The sequence below is a fragment of the Halomarina litorea genome, from assembly GCF_024227715.1.
Taxonomy (GTDB): domain Archaea; phylum Halobacteriota; class Halobacteria; order Halobacteriales; family Haloarculaceae; genus Halomarina; species Halomarina litorea.
The window spans coordinates 988,849-1,003,887 of the sequence record NZ_CP100448.1; the positions used below are offsets into that span (position 1 = coordinate 988,849).

The following is a 15,039-nucleotide window of genomic DNA, read 5'->3' on the forward strand; positions in this document are numbered from 1 at the left end:
TCGCGGGGGTAGGTGAGAGAGCGAAAGAACGACGACGCCCCGTGTACCACTCGCGGCATGGACTTCGACCGGCCCGTCTTCTTCGACGTGATGGCCTACGCCGACGCCGCCGAGGGCGACGTGGTTGACATGGTCAGCGGCAACCCCGACTGGGAGCCACCCGAGGCCCTGCGGGAGGGCCTCCGCGAGTACGCCGACGGCCCGCCCGCCGACTTCCAGTACCCGCCGAGCGAGGGCCTCGGCGACCTCCGCGAGGAGATAGCGACGCGGCGCGGGGTGGACGTCGACCGCGTGGTCGTCACGAACGGCGGCGGCGAGGCGAACTACCTCGCGATGGCCTGCGGGCTGGACGCCTTCTCGGGGACCGAGACGCTCCTCACGGACCCCACCTACCCCTACTACCCGGACCGCGCGGCGATGCTCGGCTCCGAGGTGCGGTACGTCCCCGTCGGCCCGACGGGAGACCTCGACCCCGCGGACGTGCGCGAACGCGCCAGCGAGGACACCGCCCTCGTCGTCGTCAACTCGCCGAACAACCCGACCGGGGCGGTGTACGACGCCGACACCGTCGCGGAACTCGTCGGAATCGCCGAGGAGCACGACGCCCTCCTCGTGAGCGACGAGGTGTACGACCACTTCGACTACTCCGGGCGCTTCGCCAGCGCACTCGCCGTCGAATCCGAGAACCGCGTCGTCACCGGGTCGTTCTCGAAGTCGATGGCCATCACGGGCCTCCGGGTGGGCTACGCGATTCTCCCCGAGGCGCTGGTAGGACCGGCGCGCGCCCGCCACATGCTCGTGAACGTCGCTGGGAGCCACCCGGGGCAGCGTGCCGTCCTCTCCGCGCTTCGCGACACCGGGCCGGAGTACTACGAGGCCAACCGGGACCTGCTCCGCGAGCGAGTCCGCGTGTTCACCGACGCCCTCGACAGGGCGGGCGCGGAGTACGTCGTCCCCGACGGCGCGTTCTACGTCCTCGCGCGCTTCGAGGGGATGGAGGGCACCCTCGACAACGCGAAACGGCTCGTCGACGAGACGGGCGTGGCGGGGATGCCCGGCGACGCGTTCGGCGAGACGACCAGCGGGTGGTTCCGCTACGCGCTCGTGACCGACCGGGTGGAGGAGGCCGCCGAGCGACTGGCCGAGTCGATGGGCTGACCGTGACCCCCGCTGACAGGAGGTGCAACGCGCTACCAACGAGTACACAAGCCTCGGTCGGGTAGCGCCGGTATGAGCTCCATCGAGGTCGAGGCGGTCGACTCTCTCGACGCCGACGAGGTGACGCCGGAGGGCCTCGACGCCCCCGAGTACGTCCTCTACGGCGGGAAGGGCGGCGTCGGGAAGACGACGATGGCCGCGGCGTCGGCGCTCGCCAGCGCCAACGACGGGACGGCGACGCTGGCCATCTCGACCGACCCAGCCCACTCGCTGTCGGACGTCCTGGAAACCGACATTCCGAGCGAACCGACCAGAATCCGGGAGGACATGCCGCTCTACGCGGTCGAAATCGACCCCGAGGCGGCGGACTCGCCGCTGGAGAGTGCCGGTCTCGGGATGGGGGCGGGCGGTGCGGGTGGACCGGGCGGCGCGGGTTCGGACGACGGTGGCGACGGCCCCCTCGGCGGCATGGGCGTCGGCGAGGGACTGGGACAGGCCGACGCGATGTTCGGCGGGATGAACCCCATGTCGGCGGGCGCGATGCCCGGCGCGGACGAGACGGCGGCGATGCAGTTGCTCCTCGAGTACCTCGACGACGACCGGTTCGACCGCGTCGTCGTGGACACCGCGCCGACGGGCCACACGCTCCGCCTCCTCCAGCTCCCGGAGGCGCTCGACTCGATGATGGGTCGCGTCCTCCAGTTCCGCGAGCAGATGAGCGGGATGCTCGGCGACATGCCCGGTCCGTTCGGGGACGGGGACGCTGCCGACGTGGACGGCCTGCGCGAGTTCGCCGACAGAATCGAACGCCTCCGCGCCGCGTTGCAGGACCCCGAACGGACCGACTTCCGAGTCGTGATGGTCCCCGAGCGCCTGAGCGTCGTCGAGTCCGAACGCCTCATCCGGGAGCTGGACGACTTCGGCATCCCCGTCTCGACGGTGGTGGTAAACCGGGTGACGGAGGACCTCGAGAACGTCGTCGACGTGGAGAGCGGGTGGGTCGTCAGCCCGAACCCCGAGAACTGCGAGTTCTGTGCGAAGCGCTGGGAGAGCCAGCAGGAGGCGCTCTCGCGGGCGCAGGAGGTGTTCCGGGGCCACGATGTGAAGCGGGTCCCGCTGTTCGCCGAGGAGGTCAGCGGCGAGACGATGCTGCGCGTCGTCGCGGCCTGCCTCGCCTGACCTACTCGACGAGCACGAGTCGCAGGTCGTTGACGTTCGTGGTGCTCTCGACGTCGAGCAACGCGTCCCGCTCCCGGAGGAACGGGAGGGCGTCGTTGTCCGCGAGGGCCTCGCGGGCGGCGTCCGCGTCGTCCCCGACGGTCCCCGAATCGACGACGGCCCCCGCCACGTCCGTCCCGCCGTCGTGGCCGTCGGTGTCCACGCTGGCGAGCGTGACACCCTCGGGCAGGTCGAGGGCCGCCGCCAGCGCGAGTTCGAGGTTCGGGCCGCCCTCGCCGTCGCCCGCGACGGTGACGGTCACCTCGCCGCCCGAGAGGACGGCGGCGGGCGGCGCCACGGGGTCGCCCGCCGCGCCCACCTCCTCGGCGACGGCGACGTGCGCCAGGGCGATCTCCCGGGCCTCCCCGCGCATCGACGAGGAGAGCACGAGCGGGTCGTACCCCGACTCGAAGGCGAGGTCGGCGGCCGCGTCGATGGCCGTCCGCGTGTTCACGAGGAGGTGCGTGTGGACGTGGTCGAGGTCGGTGGCCGCCTCGCCGCCCGTCCGGAGTGCCTCCCGCACCGACTCGTCGGCCTCGATGCCGTAGCGGTCGAGGACGGCGAGCGCCTCCTCCGCGCTCGATTCGTCGGGCGCGAACGGCCCGCTGGCGATGACGCCGGGGTCGTCGCCCACCACGTCGCTGACGAGGAGGGCGAGGGCGGTTGCGGGGGCGGCGGCGGCCGCCAGCCCCCCGCCTTTCACCCGCGAGAGGCGCTTGCGAACGGCGTTTATCTCGTGGATGTCCGCGCCGCTCTCGACCAGCGCCTCGGTCAGTTCGCGGAAGGCGTCGAGGGGCACGGTCGGCGCGGCCAGCAGAGCGCTCCCGCCGCCCGTGACCGGCGCGACGACGAGCGTTCGCTCGTCACAGCGCTCCAACAGGTCCAGCACCCGCTCGGTGGCATCGACGTTCCGCTCGCTCGGGACGGGGTGGTCGCCGACGAGCGCCTCGACGCGCGGAGGGACGTTCTCCTCGTCCTCCGCGTCGTCTCTAGCGCTCTCGTCGTCTCCCGTGACGTCCTCCGCGCCGTCCCCCTCCTCGTCCGTGTCGTCGCCCTCGACGGGTCGCAGTCCCTCGGTGTCCCCGTCGGTGACGACCACGCCCTCGGTGATTCGCTGCCCGAGGACCGCACCGAGGCCGCGGACGACGGCGGCCGCCGCCTTCCCGCCGCCCGCGACGACGATGCGGTCGTAGTCCGCGAAGTCGAACGTCTCGCCGCCGACGTGGAGCCGCTCGGCCTCGACGTGCAGTTGCTCGCGGACCGCCCGCTCGGGGTCGGCGGCGGCGACGCCCGCCTCGATACACGCCTCCGCGACGTCACGTGACATGGTTCAGAGCAGGCGGTTGAGCAGCCCGTAGGCGGTGTCCTGCAGTCGGTCGGGCAGGTAGCGGGCCTTCAGTGTCAGGTCGGCGAACGCCCCGACCGGGTAGCGCGGTTCCGGATCCGGCGTGAGGCCGGCCTCGAGGATGACCTCCGCCACCTGGTCGGGCGTCACCGCGACGGGGCTCTGCCCGCCGAAGACGGTGCTGTCCTCGTAGAGGCGGTAGATGGTCTCGTAGGCCCCCGAGCGGTCGAGGGGGGCGAACTGGTCGTCCGTCCGGTCGGCGAACGCCGTCTCGACCGGCCCGGGTTCGACGAGGACGGCCTCCACGTCGTACGGTTCGACCTCGTTGCGGAGCGCGTCGGTCAGCGCCTCCAGCGAGAACTTCGAGGCGCAGTAGACGCCCATCCCGGGCGTGGAGACACGCCCGGCGACGCTGGAGACGTTGACGATGCGCCCCGACTCGCGTTCGCGCATGTGCGGGAGGACGGCCCGGATGAGCCGGTGGGGGCCGTAGAGGTTCACGTCGAACTGTCGGTGGAGCACGTCGGTCGGGACGTCCTCGACGGGGCCGAACTGCCCGTAGCCGGCGTTGTTGACGAGGCAGTCGATGCGGCCCTGTTCCTCCACGATGCGGTCGACGACGCCCTCCACCTGCGTCGCGTCGGTCACGTCGAGCGCCGCCGTCTCACAGCCGATGTCGGCGAGGTCCTGCACGTCGGCCGTGTCGCGGGCCGTCGCGTAGACCGTCCACTCCTCCTCGCGGAACGCCCGGGCGGTCGCCCGACCGATACCGGACGAGCACCCTGTAATCAGCACGGTCTTTGCCATGTCCGCGAGTCTCGCGCCCCGCACTTAAGGGTCGCCGGTCGAGGGGCGGCGGCGTTCGCAAGCCAAAGCAGTTCCCTCTGGAGGCCCCACTATTCGATAGACGAAATGACGGGTCCGGACCCGCGCCCGGTCGTCGGGTGCGCCGTCCCGCCCCGTCCGTTCACAGACTATCCATGAGCACGAACGACTCGGACGCCCCCGACCGAATCGACCAGACCCGCCGGAGCGACGCCATCAGACGCGTCGGCGAGGAGTACGTGATGCCGAAGAGCGTCGTCGAGGGACAGCTCCACCCCTCCGAGCACCGTCTGGTCCCGGACCAGTCGCGCGCGCCGGCCAGCGACGCGCTGCTCGATGCGCTCATCGACGCCTTCAGCACGGTGGCCCCGACGACGCCGACGGATCAGATCCGGGCCGCCGAGGAGGTCGCCGACCTGCTACGGGAACTGCGCGACAGCGACCGGCCGCTGATCGTCGTCCGCGAGTCGCGCTGACGGTCAGGCTCGGTCGCCGGCCACCTCGGCCTTCGCCGCGTCGGCGTACTCGTCGGCCAGCCGCGTCGGTTCGGGGAGCTTGTACCCGCCCCGGAAGCGGTCGACGAGGTCGGCGGCGGTCTCCGCGCTCAGGCGGTGGCCCGGCGAGACGTACACCGGGTTGATGCGGAAGGAGGTGTCGAACTGCCGAGTCTGGACGGCGTAGCCGATGACCGTCCCCGCGGGGGCGCTCACGTCGTCGTCCGCCTCTACGGCCACACGCTCGCCCGCGTCGAGTTCGTCCGTCGGTTCTACTGGCACGCCACAGAGGAGGTTCTTCGCGACGCCGAGCGACGGCACGTCCAGCGCCACGCCCATGTGTGTCGCCAGCCCCGCCTGTCGGTAGTGGATGCGCCCGGACCCGTCGAAGAACACGACGTCCGGTTCGGTTTCGAGCGTCTCGAAGGCGTCGAGGATGGGGCCGCCCTCGCGGAACGAGAGCAGGCCGGGGATGTAGGGGAACTCCATCGGCGAGACGGCGTAGGTGCGTTCGACCACCTCGCTCCCCCGCAGGACGACGATGGCGCTCACGACTCGTTCGTCGAGGAACGCCTGGTCGACGCCCGCGACGAGGGGCGGGTCCGATTCCCCTCCGTCGCCCTCGTGGCCGCCGAACGCGGCCGCGTCGCCGAACGAGGACTGCTCTCCGGGACCGTCGCCCCCGACGCAGACCGCCCGCGCGTCGAAGGGGAAGTCGTCCTCGAAGCGGGCGCTCGCGGCGATGTCGTCCTGCAGTGCCTCCATCTCCGCGCGACTCATCGACGGGTCGGGCCGGAACTCGGGGTGGGGTACGTCCATCGGCTCAGAAGGGCCCGCGGCCGCGTCCCGGTCCGCCAGCGCCGCCGCCCAACTGGAGGTTGCTGGGGCCGCTGACGCCCTGTCTGCGGACGTACTCGCCATAGGCGAGACCGATGACCAGTCCGGTGAGGTGGGCCGCGTGGGCGATGTTGCCGCCGAGGACGTTCGTCGTCGGCGAGAGCATCCCGAGGACCGAGAGGCCGGCGTAGCCGAACGTAATGACCCAGATGGGGACGGGAATGAAGAAGTAGAGCAGGACCCGCATGTCCGGGCTGAGGACGGTGAGGACGGCGAGGACGGCCATGACCGCGCCGCTGGCCCCGAGGACGGCCGAGGGGGTGTTCAACAGGAGGCTGAGGCCGATCTGTCCGAGGCCGGCGGCCATCCCGCTGACGAAGAACAGCGCGGTGTAGGCCCGCGACCCGACGTGTCGCTCCACGATGGGGCCGAAAAAGAACAGGGCGATGCCGTTGGCGAAGATGTGACCGAACCCGCCGTGGGCGAAGATGGAGGTGACCCACGTCCAGACGTAGAGGGGATTGGCCGTCGAGAGGGTGAACAGGTCCCGCCACGCCGCCGACCCGGCGGGGATGCCGAGTGCCGGCGCGATGCCGTACTGCGCGACGAACGTCAGGAGCATCAGGCCGAGGAAGGGGTAGGTCATGTTCCCCCGGAAATAGGAGAGGGGACCGCCGGTGGACGTGACGCGGGAAGCGACGCTCTTCGCCCGCCCCTGCTGGTTCACGCTGTCGTCGAAGCCGCTGTCGAAGACGCCGCTCGGGTCACCCCAGTTCTGCAAGCCGGCGCAGTCGTGGTTCTCCGGGAGGCGGTGGTCGGAGCAGTAGGTGCCGCCGCAGTGCCGACAGCGGTACGGCATGCTCTCCTCTCGCCCACACACGTCGCACGTTGCCATTGCCACCGCTACGATGCTGTCAGCAAAGGGATTTGGGGTGTGGCGCGGCGGTTCCTCCCGGCTGCGGAGGCGTTCGCGGCGCTCGACGGACTCCGAACCGTTCAAGCCTCGCCGTCGACACCGTCCGTGTATGCAGTCGTCGCACAGCACGAGCGACCTGACCCTGCTGGGTGGCGCGGGCGCGTTCGCGTGTTGCTCGCTTGCGGGGGCCGCACTCGACTACGGGACCGCGTGGGTCTGGGGGTTCGCCATGCCCGCCTTCGCGCTCGTCTTCCTCGCGGCCCTGCCGGGGTGTTCCTGTCGCCGGGCGCTCGGGCGGGACTCGCGGGAGACGACCGTACAGGTGGCGCTCCTCCTCTCCGGTACCCTCGTCGGGAGCGCGGGCTACCTCCTCGGGGCGTCGCTCGTCGGGGAGGCGGGGAGCGTCGTCTTCGCCGTCGGCGTCCTCGTGGGCGCCGTCTCGGCGTGACTCGCCGGGGTCAGAGTCCTTCGAGTGCACGGAGGCGCTGTTCTATCTCGGGGGGCGCACCGCTCGGCCCGTCGCGGACGCGGTGGTCGGGGATGACGAGGGGTGCGGGGTTGGCCGCGAGCGCGGTCCGGACGGCGTCGTGGTCCTCGTCGCTGCTGGCGTCGAGGCCGGGCGTCATCCGCGTCAGCCGTTCGACGGACACCTGTTCGCCGTAGGGGACCTCCCGGGTGGTCTCCAGTACCTCCCGCTGGTCGGTGGGGACGGTCAGCGCGACGGCCACGTCGTCGAACTCCTCCCGTTCGCCCTCCAGGTACGCGTCGATGCGGTCGAGGAGGGCGTGGTCCGCGTCCTCGTCGTCGGACTCCTCGGGGAAGGAGACGGCGAGGACGCGGTCGCTCGCGAGGCCGAGCTGGACGTAGCAGTCGAGGTACTCGGACTCGCGGGTGTAGATGCCGGCGTCGTCCATGCTACCTACAGGTCGATGCCACCTATGAAAGTTAGTCCGGCGCTAGCGGCTTCCGCCGCCGCGCCCTCACAGCGTCTCCGCGTACGAGTCGAAGACGTCGTGGCTGGTGACGAGTCCGATGTGTCCCGGGCCCCGCACGCGGACGTTCCGGACGTTCGACGCCGTGAACGGGAGGCGGGCGCGGTGGCCCGGCAGGACGGCCTCGTCGTCCTCGCTCCAGACGGCGGTGTAGTTCACCGCGCGCGGGAGGCGACGACCGTTGAGCGTCCGCAGGAAGTCGCTCCCGGGGAGCATCGCCCGCCCGCCGGGCGTCCACGACCCCGCGCGGGCGAGCGCCGTCCCCTGATGGGGCGTGCCGAGGGTGACGAGGTCGTGGACGTTGGGCGCGCCGTCCTCGCGTTCGACGTACCAGCGCACGCCCAGGCCGCCCATCGAGTGGGCCACCACGTCCACCCGGGAGTCGTGTCGGTCCCGGAGGCGTTCGACGGCCCGACCGATTCGCCGGGCGTAGCGTTCGGGGGACCCGACGGTCGTTCCGGGCAGCCACCCGAGGCTGAGCGTCTCGACGGCGTCCCGAGTGTACCCCGAGTCGTAGAAGTGGTCGGCGAGCGTCCGCCACCACGGCGAGTGGCCGGTGTCGCCGTACCCGTGGACGAGGAGGACCGGTTCGTCGCCGGGCGGGCCGTCCCTCCCCTCGCGGTTCGCGTCCATCACGCCCGGGAGGCCGAGCGGACGGAAAAGGGAGCGGGGGAACACACAAGTCTTATGTCCATTCTAGTCCATCGTAGTACAACGATGAACACTAACGAGGAGCTCGCCCCGGCCGTCGCGTCGATTCTCGACGCGGCGCGCGGGCGACAGCCACCCGAGGGGCGGGTGTCGGTGTCCCCTCGGCGTCTCCCCGAGGCGCTGGCGGCGGCCGACCGCGACGGCCGCGTCCCCGTCATCGCGGAGGTCAAGCCGACCAGTCCGACGACCGAGGGCCGCGACGACCGCGACCCGGTCGACCTCGCCCGCGAGATGGTCGCGGGGGGCGCGGCGGCGCTGTCGGTACTGACCGAACCCGAGCACTTCGGCGGATCCGTCGAGACGCTCGAACGCGTCCGCGAGGCCGTGGACGTGCCCGTCCTCCGAAAGGACTTCCTCCTGGAGGAGGCGCACCTCGACGCCGTCGAGACGGACGTCGTCCTCCTCATCGCCCGGTTCGTGGACGACCTGCCGGGGATGCTGGCGGCGGCCCGCGACCGGGGCTTCCAGGTGCTCGTGGAGGTCCACTCCGAGGCGGAACTCCGCGAGGCGCTCGACGCGGGCGCGGACATCGTCGGAATCAACAACCGCGACCTGGCGAACCTCGTGGTCAACCTGGAGACGTTCGTGGACGTCGCGAGACACGCACCCGACAGCGTGACTCTCATTGCGGAGAGCGGCATAGCCACGCCATCGGACGCCGCCCGGATGCGCCGGGCGGGCGCTGACGGCCTGCTGGTCGGGACGGCCATCATGCGCGGCGACAGCGTCGAAGCGAGCACCCGACGCCTCACGACACCCCAGACATGAGTTCGAACACGAACGAGAACCCGAGTAAGTTCGGCGACTACGGCGGCCAGTACGTCCCCGAGGCCCTGATGCCGGCCATCGAGGAACTGGACGACGCCTTCCGGCGCTACGTCCTGGAGAACGAGGGCGGCTTCGTGGACGAGTTCCGCGAGCGCATCCGGGACTTCGGCGGGCGACCCACCCCGCTCCAGTACGCCGAGCAGTTGAGCGCGCGCTACGATACGGACGTCTACCTCAAGCGCGAGGACCTCCTCCACGGCGGGGCACACAAACTCAACAACGCCCTCGGGCAGGTCCTCCTCGCGAAGTACATGGGCAAGGAGCGAATCGTCGCGGAGACGGGCGCCGGCCAGCACGGCACCGCCACCGCGATGGCCGCCGCCCACCTCGACATGCCCTGCGTCGTCTACATGGGCCGGCGCGACATCAACCGGCAGCGACCCAACGTCTTCCGGATGCGCCTCAACGGTGCCGAGGTCGAACCCGTCACCGCGGGCCGGGGCACCCTGAAGGAGGCCATCAGCGAGGCGATGCGGGACTGGGCCACCACCGTCGAGAACACCCACTACGTCATCGGGAGCGTGGTTGGTCCCCACCCGTTCCCCACGATGGTCCGGGAGTTTCAGTCGGTCATCTCGGAGGAGGCGCGCCGGCAGATGCGAGAGCAGGCCGGCGGCCTCCCCGACAGCGTCGTCGCGTGTGCGGGCGGCGGGTCGAACACGATGGGGGCCTTCGCGGAGTTCGTGTCCGACGAGGACGTCTCGCTGTTCGCCGTCGAGGCGGGCGGGTCCTCGCTCGAAGTCGACGAGGAGACGGGCGTCGCGCCCAACTCCGCCTCGCTCTCGACGGGGACGGAAGGTGTCCTCCACGGCGCGCGCACCCGTCTCCTGCAGGACGGTGACGGGCAGATCGTGGAGTCGCACAGCATCTCCTCGGGGCTGGACTACGCGGGCGTCGGGCCGGAACTCGCCCACCTCGTCGACGAGGGGCGGGTCACGCCGGTCACCGTCGACGACGACGCTGCACTCGCCGGGTTCCACCGCCTCTCGCAGGAGGAAGGCATCATCCCCGCCCTCGAAACCGCCCACGCCGTCGCGTGGCTGGAGGACGCCACCTCCGACCAACTGGGCGACAGCGTCGTCGTCTGTGTCTCCGGGCGGGGCGACAAGGACCTCGAATCGGTCATCGAGGAGACGGAGAAGCGCGACATCGAGAACGCCCCCGACATGGACGTGTTCTCCGCGTCCGGCGCGGGTGGTTCGGAGTGAGCCGACTCGACGAAGCCTTCGCCGACGGCCCGGCGTTCGTCCCGTACCTCGCACTGGGCGACCCGGACCTCGAATCGTCTCTCGAATACGTGAAGGCCCTCGAACGCGGCGGTGCGGACGTCATCGAACTCGGTCTGGCGTTCTCCGAACCCATCGCGGAGGGCCCCACCATTCAGTCGGCCGTCGTCCGCTCGCTCGAAGGAGGGATGACCCCCACGAAGTTCCTCGACGCGGTCGAGGACCTCGACGTGGACGTGCCCCTCGTCTGTATGACCTACTACAACCTCATCTACCAGTTCGGCGAGGAGGCGGGGCCACGGCCGTTCGTCGAACGCGCCGCCGAGGTGGGGCTGTCGGGGTTCGTCGTCCCGGACTTACCGGCCGAGGAGTCCGGGCCGCTCAGGGAGGCCTGCGACGAGTTCGGCCTCGACCTGATATTCATCGTCGCGCCGACGACCCGCGGCGAGCGCCTCGAACGCCTCATGGACCAGACCTCCGGGTACGTCTACGTGCAGGCTCGCCTCGGCGTCACGGGCGCGAAGGCGGACGTGAGCGACCAGACCGGCGAGAGCCTCGACCGACTGTCGGAGTGGGACGTCCCGAAGGCCGTCGGGTTCGGCATCTCCTCGGGCGAGCAGGCCCGCGAAGTCGTGGCGGCGGGCGCGGACGGCGTCATCGTCGGGAGCGCCCTCGTCGACATCGTTGCCGAAGGGACTTCGGCAGCCAGCCGGACGCAGTCCGGCGACGTCGCCGAAGGACACGAGAACGGCGACAGCACCGAGGAGGTCGCCGCCCGACTGGAGGAGAAGGCGCGCGAACTGAAGGAGGGCGCACTCGCGGGAGCGCAAGCACGGACGCGACCGGAACGGACTTGAACGGAACCTGCCACAGATTCACACATCAATGAACACCGGTATCCAGGCACGACTCGACCGCATCGGGACAGACGGGAAGTTCCTCGTCGTCCCGATGGACCACGGCATCACGCTCGGTGCGGTAACAGGTCTCAAGGACATTGAATCGACCATCGACGCGGTGACGCGCGGCGGCGCGGACTCCGTCCTCACCCAGAAGGGCATCGCCCCGCGCGTCCACGGCAACACGAACGGCGCGGGCTTCATCGTCCACCTCAACGCCTCGACGGTCGTCGGCCCGGACGAGAACGACAAGCGCGTCACCGGCACCGTCGAGGAGGCGGTCCGCGCGGGCGCCGACGCCGTCTCCGTCCACCTCAACGTCGGCAGTAACTACGAGGGCAAACAGATGGAGGACCTCGCGCGGGTCACCGACGAGGCCGAACGCCTCGGGATGCCCGTCCTCGCGATGACGTACGCCCGCGGTCCCGGGGTGGACGAGTCCGACCCCGAGGCGCTCGGTCACGCGGCCCGTCTCGGCGAGGAACTCGGCGCACACGTCATCAAGACGGGTTACTCCGGCGACGCCGAGAGCTTCGAACACGTCGTGGAGTCGACGCGCCTGCCGGTCGTCATCGCGGGCGGCGAACCCGAGGGCGACAAGGCCACCCTCGAAGCCGTCCGCGGCGCGATGGACGCCGGCGGCGCGGGCGTCTCGATGGGCCGCTCCATCTTCCAGCACGACGACCCCGAGGCCATCACCCGCGCGGTCAGCGCCGTCGTCCACGACGACGCCAGCGCGGAGGACGCCCTCGAACGCGCGGGCTTCTCCACGCCGGTCTGAACCGACCCCTCCTCACGACTGCCCGGGCCCGTCGGCGACGGGTACGCCTTTCCCCTCCCCTGCCCACGCACCACCCATGGGAACGGTCTCGTACGACTTCGAGGGCGACACCGTCGCCGTCGCGGGCGGCGCGAGCGGCATCGGGCGGGCCGTCGCGCTGGCGTTCGCCCGCGCGGGCGCGAGCGTCGTCGTCGCCGACCTGCGCGAGCGCCCGGCCGACCAGCACGCGAGCGTGCCGACCCACCGCGTCGTCCACGAGGGCGGCGGGGACGCGGCGTTCGTCGAGACGGACGTCACCGACGTCGAGGCGGTGGACTCGCTCGTCGAGGCGACCCGCGAGTTCGGCGGCCTCGACGTCCTCGTCAACGCCGCGAGCGCGGTCGCTGGCGGGTCGTTGCTGGACGCCGACCCGGACTCGTTCGACCTGGTCGTCGAGACGGCCACCCGGGGGACGCTCCTGGGGACGCGGGCCGCCGCCCGGGACTTCACCGAGCGAGGCGTCGAGGGTTGTGTCGTCAACGTGGTCCCGGTCGGGGCGTCGACCCCGACGAGCGACGACGTCGCCGCCGTGACAGCCGCTGGGGCGGTGCGGACGCTCACCCGCGAGTCGGCGCGCGAACTCGCCGGGGCGGGGGTCCGGGTGAACGCCGTGGTGCCGGGGCCGGGCGCGGCCTGCGTCGGCGACGGGGACGAACTATCGGAGATCGAAGAGCGCGTCCCCCTCGGGCGGCCGGGGTTCCCCGAGGATGTCGTCCCCGCGACGCTCTTTCTCGCCAGTGAGGGGGCGTCGTTCGCCACGGGCGAACTGCTGGCCGTCGACGGCGGGTGGGGCGTGCACGGCGAGGTGTGAGCGCGCCCTACAGCAACGCGGGCAGGTCTGCGAGGGTGTCGAGCGTGTGGTCCGGCGCGGGATGCGGGTCCGGGGTGCGCTCGTCCGCGGTCGGATACCACACCGACCGGAGGCCCTCGCGGTTCGCGCCGGTCACGTCCGCCCGGAGGGAGTTGCCGACGTAGAGCGTGCGCGCCGGGTCGGCGTCGAGAGTGGCGAGCGCCCGACGGAAGGGGTAAGCGCTGGGCTTCAGTCCCCGGTCGGGCGTGGCGAACACGCGCACGTCGAAGGCGTCCTCGATGCCGAGGGCGGCGAGTTTCGCCGACTGGGTCGTCCGCCCGCCGTTCGTGACGAGACCGACGGCCACGTCTCGGTCGCGGACGGCGGCGAGTGCGTCTGTCGCGCCGGGGCGAAACCGGACCGCCGCGGGGTCGGACGCCACTCTGAAGGCGGTGGCGAGGCGCGGCGCGAGGGAGGGGTCGCCGCCGACCCGTCGCGCCGCCGCGGCGAACAGGTAGGTGTAGAACTCGTGGGCGGTGGCGGCGGTCGGCACGTCGGCGAACGCCGCGCGCACCGCGTCAGCGTCGAACGGGAGGGCGAGGTCGGCGTGGTCTGCCGCCGCGGCCAGTCGCTCGGCGAGGGTGCGGCGGTGTTCACAGAGGGTGTCGTCGAGGTCGAAGAGAACCGCAGTCGGGGGGACCGTCACTGACGACTCTACCCGGTTCGCGACGAAAAGGGTTGCGTGTACGCCAGTACCGGTTCCACCACGTTCAATAGCGCCCGTCGCAAGCCACCGACAATGACACGTGCCGTCTGGCTGAAGGCAGACGACGAGGTGGGAGACTGGGACGCGCGACGCCAGCGAATCACCGCCGGCCTCGAAGCCGGCGTGGACTGGGTGCTCGTCGACCGGGAGGACGTGGCTCGCGTCCGGGAACTCGGGCAGGTGAACGTCGCGGCGTTCGCGGGCGACGACGTCCACGTGATGGACGCCGAACCCGACGCCGAACCAGACCACGACGCCACCCCCGACGCCCTCGTCGTCGGGAAGGGAACCGAGGGAGACGGCACGGTCGACCTGCCGAACGACCTCTCGGGGTCGGCGGACCTCACCGCCGTCCGCCGAAACGGCGCACAGGGCGTCTACGTCCGCATCCGCGACCAGCGCTACGAGACGTTCGCGGAGGAGGCGGCCCGCGACGCCGACTTCACCATCGTCGTCGGCGAGGACTGGAAGATCATCCCGCTGGAGAACCTCATCGCCCGCATCGGCGAGGAGACGGACCTCGTCGCGGGCGTCACCACCGCCGAGGAGGCCCGAACGGCCTTCGAGACGCTCGAACTCGGCGCGGACGCCGTCCTCCTCGACACGGACGACCCGGACGTCATCCGGGAGACGGTCGACCTGCGCGACGCGGCCGAACGCGAACACCTCGACCTGACGTGGGCCACTGTGACGGCCATCGAACAGACCGGGAGCGCGGACCGCGTTTGCGTTGACACCGGGAGCCTGTTCGACCACGACGAAGGGATGCTCGTCGGGTCGATGTCTCGAGGGCTGTTCTTCGTCCACGCCGAGACGGCCGAGTCGCCGTACGTCGCCTCCCGCCCCTTCCGGGTGAACGCGGGTGCCGTCCACGCCTACGTCCGCACGCCCGACGGCAAGACGAAGTACCTCGCCGAACTCACGAGCGGGGACGAGGTGCAGGTCGTCGACACCGAGGGGAACACCCGCGAGGCCATCGTCGGGCGCTCGAAGATAGAGAAACGCCCGATGTTCCGCGTGCAGGCGGAGGTCGAAGGCGACCGCATCGAGACGCTCCTCCAGAACGCCGAGACCATCAAGGTCGCCACCCGCGAGGGCCGGACGGCCGTCACCGACCTACAGGAGGGCGACGAGGTTCTCGTCCACTACGAGGACACCGCCCGCCACTTCGGCGAACAGGTCGAGGAGTCCATCATCGAGCAGTAGGTCCCGTT

The 15,039-nt window shown here is 71.1% G+C and carries 17 protein-coding genes; 10 read left to right on the forward strand and 7 right to left on the reverse strand.

Going from position 1 to position 15,039, the window contains the following annotated elements; genetic code table 11:
* Positions 1-57 precede the first annotated feature (57 nt).
* Positions 58-1,158 (forward strand): pyridoxal phosphate-dependent aminotransferase, encoded by a 1,101-nt coding sequence (locus NKG96_RS05380; protein WP_254538119.1) that lies wholly within the window; start codon positions 58-60, stop codon positions 1,156-1,158.
* A 72-nt stretch (positions 1,159-1,230) separates the two neighbouring features.
* Positions 1,231-2,337 carry an ArsA family ATPase gene (locus tag NKG96_RS05385; RefSeq protein ID WP_254537445.1) on the forward strand — a complete coding sequence of 369 codons (1,107 nt, stop codon included), beginning with the start codon at positions 1,231-1,233 and terminating at the stop codon, positions 2,335-2,337.
* A 1-nt stretch (position 2,338) separates the two neighbouring features.
* Here NKG96_RS05385 and NKG96_RS05390 read toward each other — a convergent pair whose 3' ends face one another.
* Both NKG96_RS05390 and NKG96_RS05395 read right to left on the reverse strand, forming a co-directional pair.
* A complete protein-coding gene (locus NKG96_RS05390; RefSeq protein ID WP_254537446.1) occupies positions 2,339-3,703 on the reverse strand; it encodes a glycerate kinase type-2 family protein in 1,365 nt (454 codons plus the stop codon).
* 3 nt (positions 3,704-3,706) lie between these two features.
* On the reverse strand, positions 3,707-4,528 hold the full coding sequence (locus NKG96_RS05395; RefSeq protein ID WP_254537447.1) for an SDR family oxidoreductase: 822 nt from the start codon (positions 4,526-4,528) through the stop codon (positions 3,707-3,709).
* 173 nt (positions 4,529-4,701) lie between these two features.
* Between NKG96_RS05395 and NKG96_RS05400 the strand changes: the two genes are divergently transcribed.
* On the forward strand, positions 4,702-5,022 hold the full coding sequence (locus NKG96_RS05400) for a hypothetical protein (RefSeq protein WP_254537448.1): 321 nt from the start codon (positions 4,702-4,704) through the stop codon (positions 5,020-5,022).
* A gap of 3 nt (positions 5,023-5,025) precedes the next feature.
* Here the strand turns inward: NKG96_RS05400 and NKG96_RS05405 are convergent, their stop codons facing one another.
* Positions 5,026-5,859, reverse strand: coding sequence for an endonuclease V (locus NKG96_RS05405; protein ID WP_254537449.1), 834 nt, complete (start codon positions 5,857-5,859; stop codon positions 5,026-5,028).
* Positions 5,860-5,863: 4 nt separating this feature from the next.
* Complete coding sequence (locus NKG96_RS05410; protein ID WP_254537450.1) at positions 5,864-6,772, reverse strand: rhomboid family intramembrane serine protease; 909 nt, start codon at positions 6,770-6,772, stop codon at positions 5,864-5,866.
* A 130-nt stretch (positions 6,773-6,902) separates the two neighbouring features.
* Here NKG96_RS05410 and NKG96_RS05415 point away from each other — a divergent pair, with 130 nt between their 5' ends.
* Positions 6,903-7,241, forward strand: a complete 339-nt coding sequence (locus tag NKG96_RS05415; protein ID WP_254537451.1) for a hypothetical protein — start codon at positions 6,903-6,905, stop codon at positions 7,239-7,241.
* 10 nt (positions 7,242-7,251) lie between these two features.
* Here the strand turns inward: NKG96_RS05415 and NKG96_RS05420 are convergent, their stop codons facing one another.
* Positions 7,252-7,707: a methylated-DNA--[protein]-cysteine S-methyltransferase gene (locus tag NKG96_RS05420; RefSeq protein ID WP_254537452.1), complete on the reverse strand. Its 456-nt coding sequence runs from the start codon at positions 7,705-7,707 to the stop codon at positions 7,252-7,254.
* A 66-nt stretch (positions 7,708-7,773) separates the two neighbouring features.
* Positions 7,774-8,418: an esterase/lipase family protein gene (locus NKG96_RS05425; RefSeq protein ID WP_254537453.1), complete on the reverse strand. Its 645-nt coding sequence runs from the start codon at positions 8,416-8,418 to the stop codon at positions 7,774-7,776.
* Positions 8,419-8,502: 84 nt separating this feature from the next.
* Here NKG96_RS05425 and trpC point away from each other — a divergent pair, with 84 nt between their 5' ends.
* From trpC to NKG96_RS05450, 5 genes are all read left to right on the forward strand, one after another.
* The gene (gene trpC / locus NKG96_RS05430; RefSeq protein ID WP_254537454.1) at positions 8,503-9,264 is read left to right on the forward strand and encodes an indole-3-glycerol phosphate synthase; all 762 of its coding nucleotides are present in this window, start codon (positions 8,503-8,505) and stop codon (positions 9,262-9,264) included.
* Complete coding sequence (trpB, locus tag NKG96_RS05435; protein WP_254537455.1) at positions 9,261-10,532, forward strand: tryptophan synthase subunit beta; 1,272 nt, start codon at positions 9,261-9,263, stop codon at positions 10,530-10,532. The genes trpC and trpB overlap by 4 nt, the downstream gene beginning before the upstream one ends.
* Positions 10,529-11,407, forward strand: a complete 879-nt coding sequence (trpA, locus tag NKG96_RS05440) for a tryptophan synthase subunit alpha (RefSeq protein WP_254537456.1) — start codon at positions 10,529-10,531, stop codon at positions 11,405-11,407. Before trpB ends, trpA begins: the two co-directional genes overlap by 4 nt.
* Positions 11,408-11,435: 28 nt before the next feature.
* Complete coding sequence (locus NKG96_RS05445) at positions 11,436-12,230, forward strand: 2-amino-3,7-dideoxy-D-threo-hept-6-ulosonate synthase (protein WP_254537457.1); 795 nt, start codon at positions 11,436-11,438, stop codon at positions 12,228-12,230.
* Between the two features lie 76 nt (positions 12,231-12,306).
* Complete coding sequence (locus NKG96_RS05450; RefSeq protein WP_254537458.1) at positions 12,307-13,080, forward strand: SDR family NAD(P)-dependent oxidoreductase; 774 nt, start codon at positions 12,307-12,309, stop codon at positions 13,078-13,080.
* Positions 13,081-13,087: 7 nt separating this feature from the next.
* Here the strand turns inward: NKG96_RS05450 and NKG96_RS05455 are convergent, their stop codons facing one another.
* Entirely contained in the window at positions 13,088-13,765 is a 678-nt protein-coding gene (locus tag NKG96_RS05455; protein WP_254537459.1) for an HAD family hydrolase, read from the reverse strand.
* 93 nt (positions 13,766-13,858) lie between these two features.
* On the opposite strand from NKG96_RS05455, the gene NKG96_RS05460 reads away from it, so the two are divergent.
* Complete coding sequence (locus tag NKG96_RS05460; protein ID WP_254537460.1) at positions 13,859-15,031, forward strand: 3-dehydroquinate synthase II; 1,173 nt, start codon at positions 13,859-13,861, stop codon at positions 15,029-15,031.
* Positions 15,032-15,039: the final 8 nt, after the last annotated feature.